General features: G+C 63.3%; 15 protein-coding genes. 4 read left to right on the top strand and 11 right to left on the bottom strand.

The features are described from left to right. Positions 1–66 precede the first annotated feature (66 nt). The 7 genes from acpP to PTE30175_RS07955 all read right to left on the bottom strand — a co-directional run bounded on the left by acpP (position 67) and on the right by PTE30175_RS07955 (position 5363). A complete protein-coding gene (gene acpP, locus PTE30175_RS07985) occupies positions 67–306 on the bottom strand; it encodes an acyl carrier protein (RefSeq protein WP_150696535.1) in 240 nt (79 codons plus the stop codon). Positions 307–442: 136 nt separating this feature from the next. Then, positions 443–1192, bottom strand: a complete 750-nt coding sequence (gene fabG, locus PTE30175_RS07980) for a 3-oxoacyl-ACP reductase FabG (RefSeq protein WP_150696534.1) — start codon at positions 1190–1192, stop codon at positions 443–445. Between the two features lie 16 nt (positions 1193–1208). Further along, a complete protein-coding gene (fabD, locus tag PTE30175_RS07975; protein WP_150696533.1) occupies positions 1209–2138 on the bottom strand; it encodes an ACP S-malonyltransferase in 930 nt (309 codons plus the stop codon). Positions 2139–2310: 172 nt separating this feature from the next. Beyond that, entirely contained in the window at positions 2311–3300 is a 990-nt protein-coding gene (locus PTE30175_RS07970) for a beta-ketoacyl-ACP synthase III (protein WP_150696532.1), read from the bottom strand. Positions 3301–3311: 11 nt separating this feature from the next. Beyond that, a complete protein-coding gene (plsX, locus tag PTE30175_RS07965) occupies positions 3312–4364 on the bottom strand; it encodes a phosphate acyltransferase PlsX (protein ID WP_150696531.1) in 1053 nt (350 codons plus the stop codon). Between the two features lie 123 nt (positions 4365–4487). Further along, a complete protein-coding gene (gene rpmF / locus PTE30175_RS07960; protein WP_150696530.1) occupies positions 4488–4667 on the bottom strand; it encodes a 50S ribosomal protein L32 in 180 nt (59 codons plus the stop codon). A gap of 102 nt (positions 4668–4769) precedes the next feature. Further along, positions 4770–5363 carry a YceD family protein gene (locus tag PTE30175_RS07955; protein ID WP_150696529.1) on the bottom strand — a complete coding sequence of 198 codons (594 nt, stop codon included), beginning with the start codon at positions 5361–5363 and terminating at the stop codon, positions 4770–4772. A gap of 205 nt (positions 5364–5568) precedes the next feature. On the opposite strand from PTE30175_RS07955, the gene PTE30175_RS07950 reads away from it, so the two are divergent. Both PTE30175_RS07950 and PTE30175_RS07945 read left to right on the top strand, forming a co-directional pair. Continuing rightward, the gene (locus PTE30175_RS07950; protein ID WP_150696528.1) at positions 5569–6189 is read left to right on the top strand and encodes a Maf family nucleotide pyrophosphatase; all 621 of its coding nucleotides are present in this window, start codon (positions 5569–5571) and stop codon (positions 6187–6189) included. Further along, positions 6186–6902 carry an SAM-dependent methyltransferase gene (locus tag PTE30175_RS07945; RefSeq protein WP_150696527.1) on the top strand — a complete coding sequence of 239 codons (717 nt, stop codon included), beginning with the start codon at positions 6186–6188 and terminating at the stop codon, positions 6900–6902. Before PTE30175_RS07950 ends, PTE30175_RS07945 begins: the two co-directional genes overlap by 4 nt. A 156-nt stretch (positions 6903–7058) precedes the next feature. Here the strand turns inward: PTE30175_RS07945 and PTE30175_RS07940 are convergent, their stop codons facing one another. From PTE30175_RS07940 to PTE30175_RS07925, 4 genes are read right to left on the bottom strand one after another with little or no spacing between them, the layout of a single operon-like run. Further along, positions 7059–8096 (bottom strand): S49 family peptidase, encoded by a 1038-nt coding sequence (locus tag PTE30175_RS07940; protein ID WP_150696526.1) that lies wholly within the window; start codon positions 8094–8096, stop codon positions 7059–7061. 22 nt (positions 8097–8118) lie between these two features. Then, entirely contained in the window at positions 8119–8517 is a 399-nt protein-coding gene (locus tag PTE30175_RS07935; protein ID WP_150696525.1) for a Rieske (2Fe-2S) protein, read from the bottom strand. Then, a complete protein-coding gene (locus PTE30175_RS07930; protein ID WP_150696524.1) occupies positions 8517–9179 on the bottom strand; it encodes an HAD-IA family hydrolase in 663 nt (220 codons plus the stop codon). The genes PTE30175_RS07935 and PTE30175_RS07930 overlap by 1 nt, the downstream gene beginning before the upstream one ends. Further along, positions 9166–10164, bottom strand: coding sequence for an RluA family pseudouridine synthase (locus PTE30175_RS07925; protein ID WP_150696635.1), 999 nt, complete (start codon positions 10162–10164; stop codon positions 9166–9168). The genes PTE30175_RS07930 and PTE30175_RS07925 overlap by 14 nt, the downstream gene beginning before the upstream one ends. A 610-nt stretch (positions 10165–10774) precedes the next feature. Between PTE30175_RS07925 and PTE30175_RS07920 the strand changes: the two genes are divergently transcribed. Both PTE30175_RS07920 and moaA read left to right on the top strand, forming a co-directional pair. Continuing rightward, the gene (locus PTE30175_RS07920) at positions 10775–14050 is read left to right on the top strand and encodes an Rne/Rng family ribonuclease (protein WP_150696523.1); all 3276 of its coding nucleotides are present in this window, start codon (positions 10775–10777) and stop codon (positions 14048–14050) included. Between the two features lie 251 nt (positions 14051–14301). After that, complete coding sequence (gene moaA / locus PTE30175_RS07915) at positions 14302–15417, top strand: GTP 3',8-cyclase MoaA (protein ID WP_150696522.1); 1116 nt, start codon at positions 14302–14304, stop codon at positions 15415–15417. Positions 15418–15454 lie beyond the last annotated feature (37 nt).

The following is a 15454-nucleotide window of genomic DNA, read 5'->3' as shown; positions in this document are numbered from 1 at the left end:
TGACAGGCATCCCTGGTACCAGGAACCGGACGGCCTCCCGGCCGGCCCCGCGTCCACTGGACCCGCTTAGGCCTTGACGTGCGCGCTTGCGTAATCGATCGCTTGCTGCACGGTGGTGATCTTTTCGGCTTCTTCGTCCGGGATTTCCATGCCGAACTCTTCTTCGAGGGCCATCACCAGCTCAACCGTATCCAGCGAGTCAGCGCCCAGATCGTTCACGAACGATGCTTCGTTCTTGACTTCCGCCTCGGCAACGCCAAGTTGTTCCGCGACGATCTTCTTGACGCGTTGCTCAATGTTATCCATGCAAACCCTCCGGGGTAGTTAGTTCAGACAAGTGCGCGCATTTTAACAGGTTTGCCGGGCAAAGTTAGCTCGGCGCCAATATTAATGAACTGCGCGCAAAATCGATAAATGTTACCGCAACCTACCGCTTCTACGGTTAGCTCATGAACATACCGCCGTTCACGTGCAACGTGACGCCGGTAATGTACGACGCTTGCGCCGACGCCAGGAAAGCGACGGCATAAGCGATTTCCTTGGGCTCGCCGAGACGGCCGAGCGGGATCTGCTGCTTGAGGGCATCGTGCTGGGCTTCGCCCAGGGCCTTCGTCATGTCGGTGTCGATGAAGCCGGGCGCGACACAGTTGACCGTGATGTTGCGGCTGCCGATCTCGCGCGCCAGCGCACGCGCCATGCCGGCCACGCCCGCCTTCGCTGCAGCATAGTTGGCCTGGCCCGGATTGCCGGCGGCGCCGACGACCGAGGTCACGTTGATGATGCGGCCGTGACGCGCCTTCATCATCGGCTTGAGCACGGCGCGAGACAGACGGAACACCGCCTTGAGGTTCGTGTCGATGACGTCGTCCCACTCTTCGTCTTTCATGCGCATGGCGAGGTTATCGCGCGTGATGCCCGCATTGTTGACGAGAATGTCGAGCTTGCCATGGACCTTCAGAAGATCGTCGAGCGCGGCGGCGACACCGTCGGCGTCCGTCACATTCAGGACAATACCCTGGCCGGCGAGACCTTCTTCGGCGAAATAGGCACTGATGCCTTGCGCGCCGGTTTCGCTGGTTGCCGTGCCGACGACCGTTGCGCCCTGACGCGCCAGTTCGAGCGCGATGGCGCGGCCGATGCCGCGCGAGGCGCCGGTGACCAGCGCGACCTGATTTTCGAGTTGCTTGCTCATTTGCGGCTCCGACGCCTTATTTGAGGAGATTCAGGGCTTCGGCCAACGAAGCCGGATCGGTGATCGACATGCCGGTCAGGTTGCCATCGATGCGCTTGGTCAGGCCGGTCAGCACTTTGCCCGGGCCGCACTCGACCACCTGCGTCACACCTTGGGCGGCAAGCGCCTGCACACTTTCAACCCAACGCACCGGCGCTGCAGCCTGACGCACAAGGGCATCCTTGATGCGCGCGGCGTCGGTCTCGATGACGACATCGACGTTATTGAGCAGCGGAATTTGCGGGGCGGCGAACGGCACTGACGCCAGATACTCGCGCAAACGGTCCGATGCCGGCTTGAGCAGCGACGAGTGGAATGGCGCGGAAACCGGCAACACCAGCGCGCGCTTGGCGCCTGCGGCCTTCGCGAGTTCGCAGGCCTTTTCCACACCGGCCTTGCTGCCAGCGATCACGACCTGCGCCGGCGCATTGAAATTGACGGCTTCGACGACGCCCGCGACCGAGGCTTCAGCACAAACGGCACGCACGGCATCGTCGTCCAGCCCAAGCACGGCAGCCATGCCGCCCTGCCCGACCGGCACGGCCTCCTGCATGGCCTGTGCACGGAAACGCACCAGCGGAACCGCATCCTTGAAGGCGATGACGCCGGCGGCGACCAGCGCCGTGTATTCGCCGAGGCTATGACCCGCGACAAACGCCGGGGCGGCGCCGCCCTCGGCCAACCATGCGCGATAGACGGCGTAAGCCGCGCTCAGCATAACGGGTTGGGTGTTCGTGGTCAGATTCAGATCTTCGGCGGGACCTTCGGCGATCAGCTTGGCCAGGTCCTGGTCCAGGGCGTCGGAGGCCTCGGCGAGTGTTTCGCGCACGGCGGGATGGTCGCCGAAGGCATTGAGCATGCCGACGGTTTGGGAACCTTGTCCGGGGAAAACGAAAGCGTATGTCATGGCGCTTGAAAGACTGTCAGATTCAGGAAAGCGTTTGGCGCGTGCCGCCGGTCCGCAGCGCGGATGGCAAGCGGCCAACCAACCATTAACGAGCACTCACGATGCATGAACGAGTGGGGCGGCAGTGACGCCGCAGGCAGGGCACCGGGCCCGCCTGGCGAGCGCCGGGGTCTTACATTTGGAACAGCACGGCGCCCCACGTAAATCCGCCGCCCACGCCCTCGATCATGACGTGATGGCCCGGCTGGATTCGGCCGTCGCGCACCGCCACGTCAAGCGCGAGCGGGATCGAGGCAGCCGAGGTATTGCCATGCTGGTCGACGGTCACGACCATTTTTTCGTCGGGCAGGCCGAGTTTGCGCGCCGTACTGCTCATGATGCGCAGATTCGCCTGATGCGGAATCAGCCAATCGATGTCCGACGATGCCAGACCAGCCTTGTCGAGCGCCTCGTGAGCGACTTTTTCAAGGACCTTGACGGCCAGCTTGAACACCGCCTGACCGTCCATGTAAAGAAAAGCCTGACCGGCGATCTCCCCGCCATGCACATTTCCCGGCACGCACAGGATGTTCGCGTAGCTGCCGTCGGCATGAAGCGCGCTCGACAGCACGCCCGGCGTTTCGGACGCGGACAGCACGATGGCGCCGGCGCCGTCGCCGAACAACACGCAGGTCGTGCGGTCATTGAAATCGAGGATGCGCGAAAACACTTCAGCGCCGATCACGAGCGCGTTGCGGTGAGCGCCCGAGCGAATGAAATTATCGGCCGTGGCGAGCGCGTATGCGAAGCCGGAACAGACGGCCTGAATGTCGAACGCGGCGCCGCCGTTCTTGATGCCGAGCTTGGACTGCACGAGGCAGGCAGTGCTCGGGAACACGAAGTCGGGCGTGGACGTGGCGACGATGATCAGGTCGATGTCGTTGGCATCGAGCTTGGCCATCTCGAGCGCGCGGCGTGCCGCCTCGACAGCCATGTCGCTGCTGGTCTGCTCGGGCGCCGCGAAATGGCGCGCCTGGATACCCGTGCGCGCAACGATCCATTCGTCGCTCGTTTCGATACCGCGCGCAGCCAGCTCATCGGCCAATTGCTGATTGGTGACGCGGCGCGGCGGCAGATAACTGCCTGTGCCGACAACACGGGAGTACATCGCAGACTGGGTCATTATGTGAACGGTTATAGCGCCGGGATTGCCGGCATGGGCTTTGTCTCTTGGAGCTGAGTCTGATTTTCGTCCATGGCGCGCGACAAGCGGTCGAGCACACCATTGCGAACTGCATCATAGCCCCGTTTGATAGCCCATTCAAATGCGAACGCGTCAGCCGAACCGTGGCTCTTGATGACCAGCGCGCGCAGTCCGAGCAGCGCCGCGCCATTGTATCGGCGGTGATCCACGCGGTGCTTGAAGCGATTGAGCACGGGCATGGCAAAAATCGCCATCAGCTTGGTCCACCAGGCGCGGCTGAACTCTTCCTTGATCATATCACCCAGCATCTGGGCGAGTCCTTCGGAAGTCTTGAGCGCGACATTGCCGACGAAACCGTCGCAAACGACGATGTCGGTGGTGCCCTTGTAGATGTCGTTGCCTTCGACGTTGCCGTAGAAATTGAGCGTGGACGCGCGCAGCAACTCACCCGCCTGCTTGATGACGTCGTTGCCCTTGATGACTTCTTCGCCGATATTGAGCAGGCCGATCGACGGGCGTTCCTTGCCGTCAACGGCGGCGACGAGCGCGTGGCCCATCTCGGCGAATTGCAGCAGATGGCTGGCTTCGCAATCGACGTTCGCGCCGAGATCGAGCACGGTCGTGTAGCCGCCCAACTGGTTCGGCAACACGGTGGCGATGGCAGGACGCTCGATGCCCGGCAGCGTCTTGAGCACGTAGCGCGACACCGCCATCAGCGCGCCGGTATTGCCGGCGGAAATGCAGGCTTGCGCGCGCGCTTCCTTGACGAGGTTGAGCGCCACGCGCATCGAGGAGTCTTTCTTCTTGCGCAGTGCGGTTTCGACCGAGTCGTCCATGGCGACGACTTCGGTGGCGTTGACCACGGACAGGCGCGGATGCCCATCCGCGCGCAGCTTCGACAACTGCGCGGCGATGGCCGCCTCCTGCCCCACCAGCACGAGTTCGACGTCGTCGTTGAACTGCACGAAGCGAACCGCGGCCGGCACCGTTACCGATGGACCGTGGTCACCGCCCATGCAGTCGATCGTCATTGTGACTGTCATGCGTGTCGACGTGTTTGGCTTGCGTTACTGGTAACAAAAAAGCGGCAGGATGAGTGCCGCTTTTGCCACATCGGACGATCAAGCTGCGCCGTGAACAGGCGCGGTGTCGCCTCTCGGGCCGACTTAGTCGTTCTTGGTCTTGACGACTTTACGGCCGCGGTAGAAACCGTTCGGCGAAATGTGGTGACGCAGGTGCGTCTCACCCGACGTCGGCTCGACGGCGGTCGCCGGGGCGGTCAGGAAATCGTGCGAACGGTGATTGCCGCGCTTCGACGGCGATTTCTTGTTCTGTTGAACGGCCATGATAACTCCTCAAAATATCGCGAAATTTTAACACAGTTCGAGCGCCGCTTATGGTGTCGGCCAATTGGCCCGCCCTGTGCGACTAACGCAAACATGTTCTGGTTACTTTCCGTCCTTGTCCGGCGAGCGCTTGAGCGCTGCCAGCGCCGCGAACGGAGACGGCTTATCCTCTTCGGGCTCGGGGACCGATTCAGTCAACCCGTCGCTGCCCGTGGCCAGGCTATCGTGCACGGCCGGACAGACCGTATGTTTGGGCACGATGGGCAAGGCCAGCAACAATTCTTCCTCGATCAGGCTGAGCAGATCGAACTGCTTTGAGCCCACCAGGGCTTCGAGTTCGTCTTCGTCGAGCGGGCGGTTTTCCGCCGCGGCTTCGTCGTGCACGATCTCGAACGTGGTTTCGGAGACGAGGGGCTCCTGGTACGGCTTCATGCATCGCTGGCATTCAAGCCACATCGGGCCGGTGACGGCCAGCGTGATGAATTGCTCGATGCTTTCCTTGCCGTCGGCGCGCGGCACCTTCCGCTCCGCCCCTTCGACGCGCCAATGGAAAACCTGCTCGGCGCGCGCGGCTTCCGCCACTTCGGCCGGAACTTCGGTTAACATGCGCGGCAAAGCCGTCAAACGCACGTCCCCTTCAGCCACCCGGCCTGTACGCGCGAATTCGAACAGATCAACTACGTATTCGCTCATCATTGCCCCGGTTCACTGAACGCTCGATGCGCCGTCATGCTCCCGTATCCCCTGCCGGGGTTTGCGCGATAATTCGCGTGAAACCCGCGTCCAATCTGCACAAAACCCGCATGATTGGGCGGCAAAAGCCGCAATGGGACCGGACGCCAAATTGCAAAAGCCGTGAATTTTAAATAGTTTTTCGTTTCTCGTCAAACACTTAAACCCGATGTCGCAACAACCTGCCCTTACCCCCGCGCCCCTCTTGATTCTGGCCTCCGGCTCGCGTTACCGCCGCGAGTTGCTCGAACGCCTGCGCCTGCCTTTCACAGTGTACGCCCCCCATGTCGACGAGACACCGCTGAACGGTGAAACGCCGCACGACACCTCGCTGCGCCTTTCGCGGAGCAAGGCCGAAGCCGTCGCCGCCAAGCACCCCGGGGCGATCGTGATCGGCTCGGATCAGGTCGCGACGCTTGACGGACGCCAGATCGGCAAGCCCGGCGACCACGACACCGCCATGGAACAACTGCGCATGATGCGCGGCCGCGTGGTGGAGTTCCATTCGGCCCTGTGCGTGCTCGACGCCCGTACGGGTGTCGCGCAGACCGACGACGTCGTGACGATCGTCAAATTCAGACATTTGCCCGACGACGTCCTGGACGCCTACCTGCGCGCCGAGGAACCGTATGACTGCGCGGGCAGCGCCAAGTCCGAAGGGCTCGGCATCATGGTGCTGGAAAAGATCGAAAGCGACGACCCGACCGCGTTGATCGGGTTGCCGCTGATCGCATTGACGACCATGCTGCTCAACGCCGGCGTCTCGCTGCCGGGTCCGGTGGCAGCATGAGCGGCACGCTGTATCTGATTCCCAACACGCTTGGCGACGCGACCTTGGGTGGCCTGCCCGGTGTGTTGCCGGAAGAAGTCCGCACGTTGACCGCCCGCCTGACATATTTTGTCGGGGAGCAGGCCAAGAGTACGCGCGCATTCCTGAAAACCGTCGGCATTACCGCGCCGATACAGGAAGTCGAGATTCGAGAGCTGAACGTCAATACACCGGACGGGGCGATCGACGACCTGCTGGCCCCCATTCTGGCGGGTGCGGATGGCGGGCTGGTCTCCGAAGCCGGCTGCCCTGCGGTGGCCGACCCGGGCGCGCTGCTGGTGCGCCGCGCTCACGAGCGCGGCGTCCGCGTCGTGCCGCTCGTGGGCCCGAGCTCCATCCTTCTGGCGCTGATGGCCTCGGGGTTGAACGGGCAGAGTTTCGCGTTCCATGGCTATTTGCCGACCGACCCGGCGGAGCGGCAAAAACGCCTGCGCGACCTTGAGCAACGTTCGCGGCGCGAGAAGCAGACACAGATTTTCATCGAAACGCCCTATCGAAACCGGGCGATGCTCGACGCCCTGCTCGGCGCGTGCGATGCGTCGACATTGTTGTGTGTTGCCGCCGATTTGACGCAACAGGACGAAAAAATCGTCTCACATCGCATCAAGGGATGGCCCAAGGAGGCCATCGAGCTGCACAAACGCCCGGCAATCTTCCTGTTTTTGGCGCAATAAGGAAAAGCGCACCGCGAGCGCCAACTCCCGGGAGCATGACGCCGGCAATGGGGCTGGTTTTGCGAAGCAAAAGTAGGCCCGTTGGCGGCCCCGGGCGCTAAAGAGGATGAAACCCGCGCAAACTGCGAAGGTTTCAAAAACGCCCCCTCGAGACACTCACCGCACCGCCAGCGACGCCCCCATCATCATCGTCTTGACGGCAGCCGCCCCCATGGCCGCGCCGAACCGGCGTGCCATACGCTCCGGGAAGCTCTCCTTGACGGTGTAATCCACCAGGTCCGGTGCCTTGAGGATATCGCGCGCCACCATGTCGACGCTGCCAAGCCCGTCGGCGAGCCCCAGCTCGACGCTCTTCTGCCCCGTCCAGAACAACCCGGTAAACATGTCCGGATCACGCTTCAAGCGGTCGCCGCGCCCCTTCTTCACTGCATCGATGAACTGCTGATGCACCTGCTCGAGCATATCCTGCGCATAAACCTTCTGCCCGTCGGTTTGCGGTGAGAACGGGTCGAGGAAGCCCTTATTCTTGCCGGCGGTCAGAAGACGGCGCTCGATACCCAGCTTGTCCATCAGCCCGGTGAAACCAAAACCGTCCATCAACACGCCGATCGAGCCAACGATGCTCGCCTTGTCGACATAGATACTGGTTGCTGCCGACGCCACGTAGTAACCGCCCGACGCGCAAATCTCCTCAACCACCACATAAATCGGCTTTTTCGGATACTTCTCGCGCAAACGCGTGATGTCGTCGTAAATGATGCCCGCCTGCACCGGACTGCCGCCCGGGCTGTTGATGCGCAGGATCACGCCGGCCGCATTGGCGTCATCAAACGCCGATTCCAGCGCGTTATTGATGTTTTCAGCACTCGCCTTGCCGTCTGCGGAAATTTCGCCGTTCAGGGTCACGAGCGCCGTATGCCTGCCGGTGCTCGCCACCACAGTGCTGCCGCTGCCGCCGATGTCGAACAGCGACCATACCACCAGCCCCACGACCGCCAGCATCGACAGGCGAAAGAAAATCTTCCAGCGCCGCGCCGCGCGCTGCTCCTTGATGCCGGCCAGCAGCACCTTCTCCAGCATTGCCCGCTCCCATGGCTGGACGTCGCGCGGATCGCGGCTACTACCGGTGCCTGCGCCCGGGGGCGGAAAGCCAGGTTCGCTGCGGGGAGTGTCAGGCGGGATTTGGTCAACCATACGAGTTCCACAAGTCAGAGATTCATGCAGCGCCAGGGTTGGCGGGCGGGCGGATACGTTCGTCCGGGAGCCAGACCACGACGGCCCCGGCCCCCTCGCCACGCTCCTCGACATCGAGCTTGCACAGCCACGCGCCCCGGCAGGGTCCGCCCACGCAGTGCCCGGTATCGGGTTCGTACATCGCGCCGTGCGTGGCGCACATCAAGTATAAGCCTGAGCCTTCAAAGAACTGGCCTTCCTGCCAATCCAACTCCATCGGCACATGAGCGCATTGATTCAGGTAGCCGAAGACTGCACCGCCGTACCGGACCACGAACGCCGGCATCGCGCGGCCGTCGATCGTCACCTCGAAGCGTACGCCGCGACCGCCCTCGGCGAGGGCATCGCCCGGGCAGATCTCGACCGCGTACGTATCATTCATCAAACGCGCTCCAACAGCCACTCGCGCAATTCGGTCACGCTGCCCGCGCAGAAATCGGGCGACAACGCCTCCAGTTGCTCACGCGGATGCGCGCCCCCATAGGCGACCGCCACGCTCGCCGAGCCGGCGCTCTTGGCCATCTGCAAGTCATGCGTCGTGTCGCCGATCATCACGGTACGGCGCAAATCCTGCCCCAGTTCGCGCGTCAACTCCTGCAGCATCGCCGGATGCGGCTTCGAGAAGGTTTCGTCCGCACATCGGGTCGCGTCGAACATGCGCATCAGGCCTGCCGCTTCCAGCGCCCGGTTCAAGCCCACGCGCGACTTGCCCGTCGCCACCGCCAGAAAACGGCCGCGCGCACGCAGTTCGTCCAGCAATTCGCGTACCCCATTGAACAACACCGTGTCCTTGTCGCCAATCAGGTAATGAAAACGATAGCGCTCCGACAGGCGCGGGTAATGCGCCGGATCCAGTGTTGGCGCAGCCATCTGCAGCGCATCGCGCAAACCGAGACCGATCACGTGACTCGCCAACTCGTCGGCCGGCACCGGCAGGCCCAAGTCGCGGCACGCGGCCTGGATACAACGTGTAATGGTGGGCGTTGAGTCCATCAACGTCCCGTCCCAGTCGAAAACGACCAGGTCAAACTCAGGGCTTGGCATCGGGTACGGTGCCTCGAAGTTGTTTCAGGAATTTCTCACATTCTGGCGGCAACGGGGCTTCCAGCGCAATTGGCGTATCCAGCACAGGATGTGTCAAACGAAGCCGCCATGCATGCAGGAACATCCGCTTGATGCCCGGCTTCACCCCGGGTTTCGCCAGCGCTTTGTTCAGCGTGAAGTCGCCATATTTGTCGTCGCCGACGATCGGGGTGCCCAAATGCGCCAGATGAACCCGAATCTGATGCGTTCGACCGGTCTTCAGTTCCGCCTCAAGTAGCGTATATGGCGCCAAGGACTCCATCCGCCGGAATACCGTATGCGATGCCTGTCCGTCATCTTGTACGCGTACCCGGCGCTCACCCTCCGCCGTCACGTACTTGTACAGCGGCACCTTCACCGCCCGCTGGCGGTCGGTCCATTCCCCTTTTACGCACACCAGGTAACGCTTGTCCATGCGATTCTGCCGGATCTGCTCATGCATGCCGACCAGGGCCGCCCGTTTTTTCGCCAGCAACAGGATGCCAGAAGTCTCGCGATCGAGCCGATGCACAAGCTCCAGAAACTTCAAATGCGGCAACGCCTGCCGAAGTTGTTCGATGACACCGAACGAGACGCCGCTGCCGCCATGGACTGCGACGCCGGCCGGCTTGTCGATTGCCAACAAGTAGTCGTCTTCAAACAACACGGGGAAAGTCGCGGCCGGCACGGGTGCCGGCGCATTCGGGGCCGCCATGCGGACGGGCGGAATCCGGACGATATCGCCCAGAACAAGACGATAGGTTGCGTCTATCCGCCCTTTGTTGACGCGGACTTCGCCGCTGCGCAGGATGCGATAGACGTGGCTTTTCGGCACACCCTTGCATTCCCGCAGGAGGAAATTGTCGATTCTCTGGCCCGCGGAGCCTTCGTCCACTTCAACCAGGCGCACCTGAGGTGCCGGTGCCGACGTTGCCAATTCTCGCCGACTTTTGCCTAACTCATTCATTATGAATATAATTTGCCCAACAGAGGTTGGCGGTAGCGGAAACAAGCCAAATCCCCGCCTTTGCCGGTGCAAGCGCCAAAACGCTATTTTACTTGCACCCCGGGCTGGCTGCTCGTCCGGTTACCTTGAGCAGAGAGACACACGCACGGCACGTCCGTGAAGGCAGGAAGCGGGCCCACAGGTCGCTTCGGTCGTCAGGCGGTGCCGCAGGATAGAGTTACTGGATACAGAATTTTTGGCGGCCAGCCCCGGGATTTGCCGGAGGCTGACCGCTTTGTGAATAACGCTCACGCAAATAGTCAAAGATTGAGGCGCCGCCACAAGAATAAGAAGTGTCGGCAGGCGCCCCGAGAAAAAGCAATGATGTTTCTCGAGTTACGGACTGCAAACCCGAAATGACTCGCACCGTACCGGCCCTGCCGGCCGCGTGGCGACTCCGGGCGAGCGCGTTAGCGTTTTCGCAGGCGCCCGCATGTCCTGTGCCCTGACAAGGCCAGGCCCCTCGGCAATTCTCCCCCCAGCGATTCCACCCATGCGTGTTGGATAACTAGAGTGATATATGCCCGACGCTCCGCGACACAGCGGGCTGCGGCGGGTGGGAGTCGTTTTCATGAAACGCATGTTGTTCAACGCCACGCAACAGGAAGAGTTGCGCGTGGCCATTGTCGATGGGCAGAAGCTCATCGACATCGATATTGAAACCGCCGGGCGCGAACAGCGCAAAGGCAATATCTACAAGGGTGTCATCACCCGCATCGAACCCTCCCTCGAAGCCTGCTTCGTCAATTACGGCGAAGGCCGTCATGGTTTCCTGCCGTTCAAGGAAGTGGCCCGCGCCTATTTCAAGGACGGCGCCGACGTTCGTAACGCCCGTATCCAGGACGCCCTGTCCGAAGGTCAGGAACTGATCGTCCAGGTCGAGAAGGAAGAACGCGGAAACAAGGGCGCCGCCCTCACCACGTTCATCTCGCTGGCCGGCCGCTATCTCGTGCTGATGCCGAACAATCCGCGCGGCGGTGGCGTGTCGCGCCGCATCGAAGGCGAAGACCGCCAGGAACTGCGCGAGACGATGGGCCAGCTCGAGCTGCCCGAAGGCATGAGCATCATCGCCCGTACCGCCGGCATCGGCCGTTCGGCCGAGGAACTGCAATGGGACCTGAATTACCTGCTGCAACTGTGGCGCGCCGTCGAAGGCGCCGCCGGCAACATCGAACTGCCGCGCGATTCCGCCCTGATTTATCTCGAATCGAGCCTCGTCATTCGCGCGATTCGTGACTATTTCCAACCCGATATCGGTGAAATCCTCATCGATACGGAAGAAATTTCCGAACAGGCGCGCAACTTCATGCAGGTGGTCATGCCCGACCATCTCAACCGCGTGAAGCAGTATCGCGATGACGTGCCGCTGTTTTCGCGTTTCCAGATCGAACATCAGATCGAAACGGCTTACTCGCGTCAGGTGCCGCTGCCCTCGGGCGGCGCGATCGTGATCGATCACACCGAAGCGCTTGTTTCGATCGACGTGAACTCGGCCCGCGCCACCAAAGGTGCGGACATCGAGGAAACCGCCCTGCGCACCAATCTGGAAGCCGCCGACGAAGTCGCGCGCCAGCTGCGCTTGCGCGACCTCGGCGGCCTGATCGTGATCGACTTCATCGACATGGAGTCGGCCAAGAGCCAGCGTGAAGTCGAACAACGTGTCAAGGATTCGCTGAAACACGACCGCGCACGCGTCCAGATGGGCAAGATCTCGCGTTTCGGCCTGATGGAACTGTCGCGCCAGCGCCTGCGTCCGTCGTTGTCGGAAGGCACCCACGTCACCTGTCCGCGCTGTAACGGCACGGGCCACATCCGCGACGCCGAATCGTCGGCGCTGCAAGTCCTGCGCATCATCCAGGAAGAAGCGATGAAGGAGCACACGGCCGCGATCCACACCCAGGTGCCGGTCGAAGTCGCAGCGTACCTGCTCAATGAGAAGCGCCAGGAAATCAACAAGATCGAAGCGCGCTTCAAGGTCGGCGTGCTGATGATCCCGAACAAGCATCTCGAGACGCCGCATTACAAGCTCGAGCGCCTGCGTTTCGATGATCCGCGCCTCGACGCGCCGAAGGCCAGCTACACGATCGCCGACGAAGCCGCGCGTACGATGGAAGAAGACGCCGGCTATAGCAAGCGCAAGGAAGAAGTGAAGCCGCGTCAGGAAGCTGCCGTCAAGGGCATCACGCCGGAACAGCCCGCGCCGGCAGCACAGCCGCGCCCGGAACTGGCCACCGCAGCACCGGCCGCGCCGGCGCTGCGCCCCGCCTCGGGCGGTTTCATCGGCTGGGTCAAGCGCATTCTCGGCTTCGACACGCCGGCCACACCGGTCAAGAAGGCCGAGGAACCGGCCAAGCCGGCGGTCCGCCCGCCGCGTGAACGTCACGAACGCCCGCATCAGCAAAACCGCAACCGTCGCGGTGCCCGCGACGAAAAGACCGCCGTCGGCAAGGAAGCCGCCGCACCGGCACCACGCGAAGCCCGTGAAGGGCGCGAGGGCCGCGACGGCCGTGGCCAACGCGGTGAGCGTGGCGAACGCCAGGACGGCCGCCAGCCGCGCGAGCGCGACGAGTCGCAACGTCAACCGGTAACCACGGAAGCCCGGACCGACGAGGCCCGCGAAGGCCGTGGCCGCCGTGACCGTCAGGATCGCCGCGAGCGCCGCCCGCAGGATGGTACGCAGGAAACGCAACAGGCGCGCGCCCCGCAAGCCGGCCTGGTGCCGCCGGCCGGCGCGCCGGCCCCGGTCATCGAGGAAGACATCGTCGACAACACGCTGGCCAGCGCAGCCCCGGGCCTGCCGGGCGACGAAACGTCGGAGGCCGGAGAAGAACGCCGTCGCAGCCGTCGTCGTGGCCGTCGTGGCGGCCGCCGCGACCGCGAAGCCGGTGAGGGCCAATCGGCCGACAGCCAGGCCGAAGGCGCGGGCGAAGCCGTAATGCAGCACGCGGCGCCGGAAGCCGCCGTGGAAACGGTGAGTGAAGCCGCACTGCAGTATGCGCCGCAGCAGGCAACGCAATATGCACCGCAACCTGCCGCCCCGGCCATGCCGCAGCCAGTCGCCGAACTGCAACCGACACCGGCAGTTGTCCACGCCGAGCCGGCCGAGACCGTTAGCGCCGCCCCCCCGGCTGCGCCGCCCGCTGCCCCTGTGACGACGGAAACCGTCGCCGCGCCGGCCGAAACGGCACCGGCACCAGCACCAGCACCGGCACCAGCACCGGAACCTGCACCTGTCGCGGTTGCCCCGGCGGCCGCACCGGTCGCCCCGGCCATGAGCGCACCGCTGCCGAGCGTCACCCCGGTTGTGATCGCGCCTACGCCGGCACCGCTGCCCGCCGCGGAGCCTGCGCCGGCCCAGCCGAGCATTCCGGCCGAAGCCCTGACGGAAATCGCCGCGAGCGCGGTTGCACCGTCGATCGCCGAGCCGGCACAAGCGCCGGTGGCCACCCCGGCACCGGTCGAAACTGCCCAGGTCGTTGCGCAAGCAGCCCCGGCACCGGCCGAACCGGCCCAGGTCGTCGCGCACGCCGCGCCGGCGCCGGTCGAAACCGTCAAGCCGGTCGAAGCGGCTCCGGTCGCAACGGCACCTGCCGTGGCGGCCGCGCCGGCGCAACCGGCACCGGCCGCCGTGCAAAGCGCACCGGCCGCCAGCCAGGCTTCGCTCGAGTCGACGCTGGCAAGCGCAGGTCTCGTCTGGGTCCAGACAGACGTCAGCAAGGCCCGTGCCGCGCAGGATGCCGCCGCGCAAACCGTCCCGGCCCCGCGTGTGCCGCGTGAACGCCGAGTTTCGCCTCCCGTGAATTCGGGCCCGATGGAACAGGTCGAGACACAGCGTTCGCCCGAGTAATCGTACGAACTGGCAGCATCGGCTGACGACAGTCGCAAAAATGGGGGCTTCGGCCCCCTTTTTTGCTGCCTACCGTGTACCACGGACATTCGGGGTTGACCGCATTGCACCAATCCCGAAGTTTCATCACAATACCTGTATCTCCCGCAGCATTTTCCGCTTATCTCCCCCCCAAGGTAAGCCTGCCCCGGCTCCGGGGTTTCTGCGCCATTGAAATGGATTCGCTAGAATGAAGGCGCAGGGCCTTTACCATGACTGAGACGATCATCCGCTTGACCGATCTGCGCTATCCGACGCAAACGCCGCAGATTCCCGATGTGTTGCGTCCCGCTACCGGCCATCTCGAAGATGGCCTGGGAAGGCACCTCCACGACCTGCGTATTTCGGTCACCGATCGCTGCAATTTCCGGTGCGTGTATTGCATGCCGAAGGACGTCTTCGACAAGGACTATACGTTTCTGCCGCATTCGTCGCTGCTGACGTTCGAGGAAATCGAACGTTCGGCACGCCTGTTCGTCGCCCATGGCGTCGAGAAAATCCGGCTCACGGGCGGCGAACCGCTGCTGCGCAAGAATCTCGAGCGCCTGGTTGAAATGCTCGCCGCGATCCGCACGCCGTCGGGCAAACCCCTGGACCTGACCCTGACGACGAACGGCTCGCTGCTCAAACGCAAGGCGCAGACGTTGAAGGATGCGGGTCTGACACGCGTGACAGTCAGCCTCGACAGCCTCGACGACGCGACGTTCCGCCGCATGAACGACGTCGACTTTCCGGTTGCCAGCGTATTGGAAGGCATTGCCGAAGCGCAGCGCGTCGGGCTCGGGCCGATCAAGGTCAACATGGTCGTCAAGCGCGGCACGAACGACCACGATATCGTGCCAGTCGCACGCCATTTCCACGGCAGCGGAATTGTCGTCCGGTTCATCGAATTCATGGATGTCGGCACCTCCAATGGCTGGCGCATGGATGACGTGCTGCCGTCAGCCGACGTCATCGCCCGCCTGCATGCCCATCTGCCGGTGGAACCGCTCGAACCGAACTACCCGGGCGAAACTGCCCAGCGTTGGCGCTATGTCGACGGTGGTGGCGAAATCGGCGTGATTTCCAGCGTGACACGCGCTTTTTGCGGCACTTGTTCACGGGCGCGGCTGTCTACGGAAGGCAAGCTGTACCTGTGCCTGTTTGCCAGCGCCGGTCACGACCTTCGCGCACTGTTGCGCGGTGGCGCGAGCGACGCCGAAATCTCCGCCGCCATCGGCGAGATCTGGGCGGGCCGCACCGACCGTTATTCAGCGTTGCGAACCGCCGCCACAGGCTTGCCTGAAAACGCCGCACCTAAAGTCGAGATGTCGTATATCGGCGGCTGACACGCCGCCGATGGCATGCCGCGGAAGCGGCATGCCG

This window comes from Pandoraea terrae (assembly GCF_902459695.1).
In the GTDB taxonomy this organism is placed as follows: domain Bacteria; phylum Pseudomonadota; class Gammaproteobacteria; order Burkholderiales; family Burkholderiaceae; genus Pandoraea; species Pandoraea terrae.
Note: the sequence above shows the minus strand (reverse complement) of the source record. Positions and strands in the feature narration are given on the sequence as shown.

What these genes read in the sequence shown, in the direction of transcription:
- acpP (WP_150696535.1), bottom strand. Translation starts at nt 306, where the DNA reads ATGGATAACATTGAGCAACGCGTCAAGAAGATCGTCGCGGAACAACTT.
- fabD (WP_150696533.1), bottom strand. Translation starts at nt 2,138, where the DNA reads ATGACATACGCTTTCGTTTTCCCCGGACAAGGTTCCCAAACCGTCGGC.
- PTE30175_RS07935 (WP_150696525.1), bottom strand. Translation starts at nt 8,517, where the DNA reads ATGAATGATACGTACGCGGTCGAGATCTGCCCGGGCGATGCCCTCGCC.
- PTE30175_RS07925 (WP_150696635.1), bottom strand. Translation starts at nt 10,164, where the DNA reads ATGAATGAGTTAGGCAAAAGTCGGCGAGAATTGGCAACGTCGGCACCG.
- PTE30175_RS07945 (WP_150696527.1), top strand. Translation starts at nt 6,186, where the DNA reads ATGAGCGGCACGCTGTATCTGATTCCCAACACGCTTGGCGACGCGACC.
- rpmF (WP_150696530.1), bottom strand. Translation starts at nt 4,667, where the DNA reads ATGGCCGTTCAACAGAACAAGAAATCGCCGTCGAAGCGCGGCAATCAC.
- PTE30175_RS07930 (WP_150696524.1), bottom strand. Translation starts at nt 9,179, where the DNA reads ATGCCAAGCCCTGAGTTTGACCTGGTCGTTTTCGACTGGGACGGGACG.
- PTE30175_RS07950 (WP_150696528.1), top strand. Translation starts at nt 5,569, where the DNA reads ATGTCGCAACAACCTGCCCTTACCCCCGCGCCCCTCTTGATTCTGGCC.
- PTE30175_RS07920 (WP_150696523.1), top strand. Translation starts at nt 10,775, where the DNA reads ATGAAACGCATGTTGTTCAACGCCACGCAACAGGAAGAGTTGCGCGTG.
- moaA (WP_150696522.1), top strand. Translation starts at nt 14,302, where the DNA reads ATGACTGAGACGATCATCCGCTTGACCGATCTGCGCTATCCGACGCAA.
- PTE30175_RS07940 (WP_150696526.1), bottom strand. Translation starts at nt 8,096, where the DNA reads ATGGTTGACCAAATCCCGCCTGACACTCCCCGCAGCGAACCTGGCTTT.
- plsX (WP_150696531.1), bottom strand. Translation starts at nt 4,364, where the DNA reads ATGACAGTCACAATGACGATCGACTGCATGGGCGGTGACCACGGTCCA.
- fabG (WP_150696534.1), bottom strand. Translation starts at nt 1,192, where the DNA reads ATGAGCAAGCAACTCGAAAATCAGGTCGCGCTGGTCACCGGCGCCTCG.
- PTE30175_RS07970 (WP_150696532.1), bottom strand. Translation starts at nt 3,300, where the DNA reads ATGACCCAGTCTGCGATGTACTCCCGTGTTGTCGGCACAGGCAGTTAT.
- PTE30175_RS07955 (WP_150696529.1), bottom strand. Translation starts at nt 5,363, where the DNA reads ATGATGAGCGAATACGTAGTTGATCTGTTCGAATTCGCGCGTACAGGC.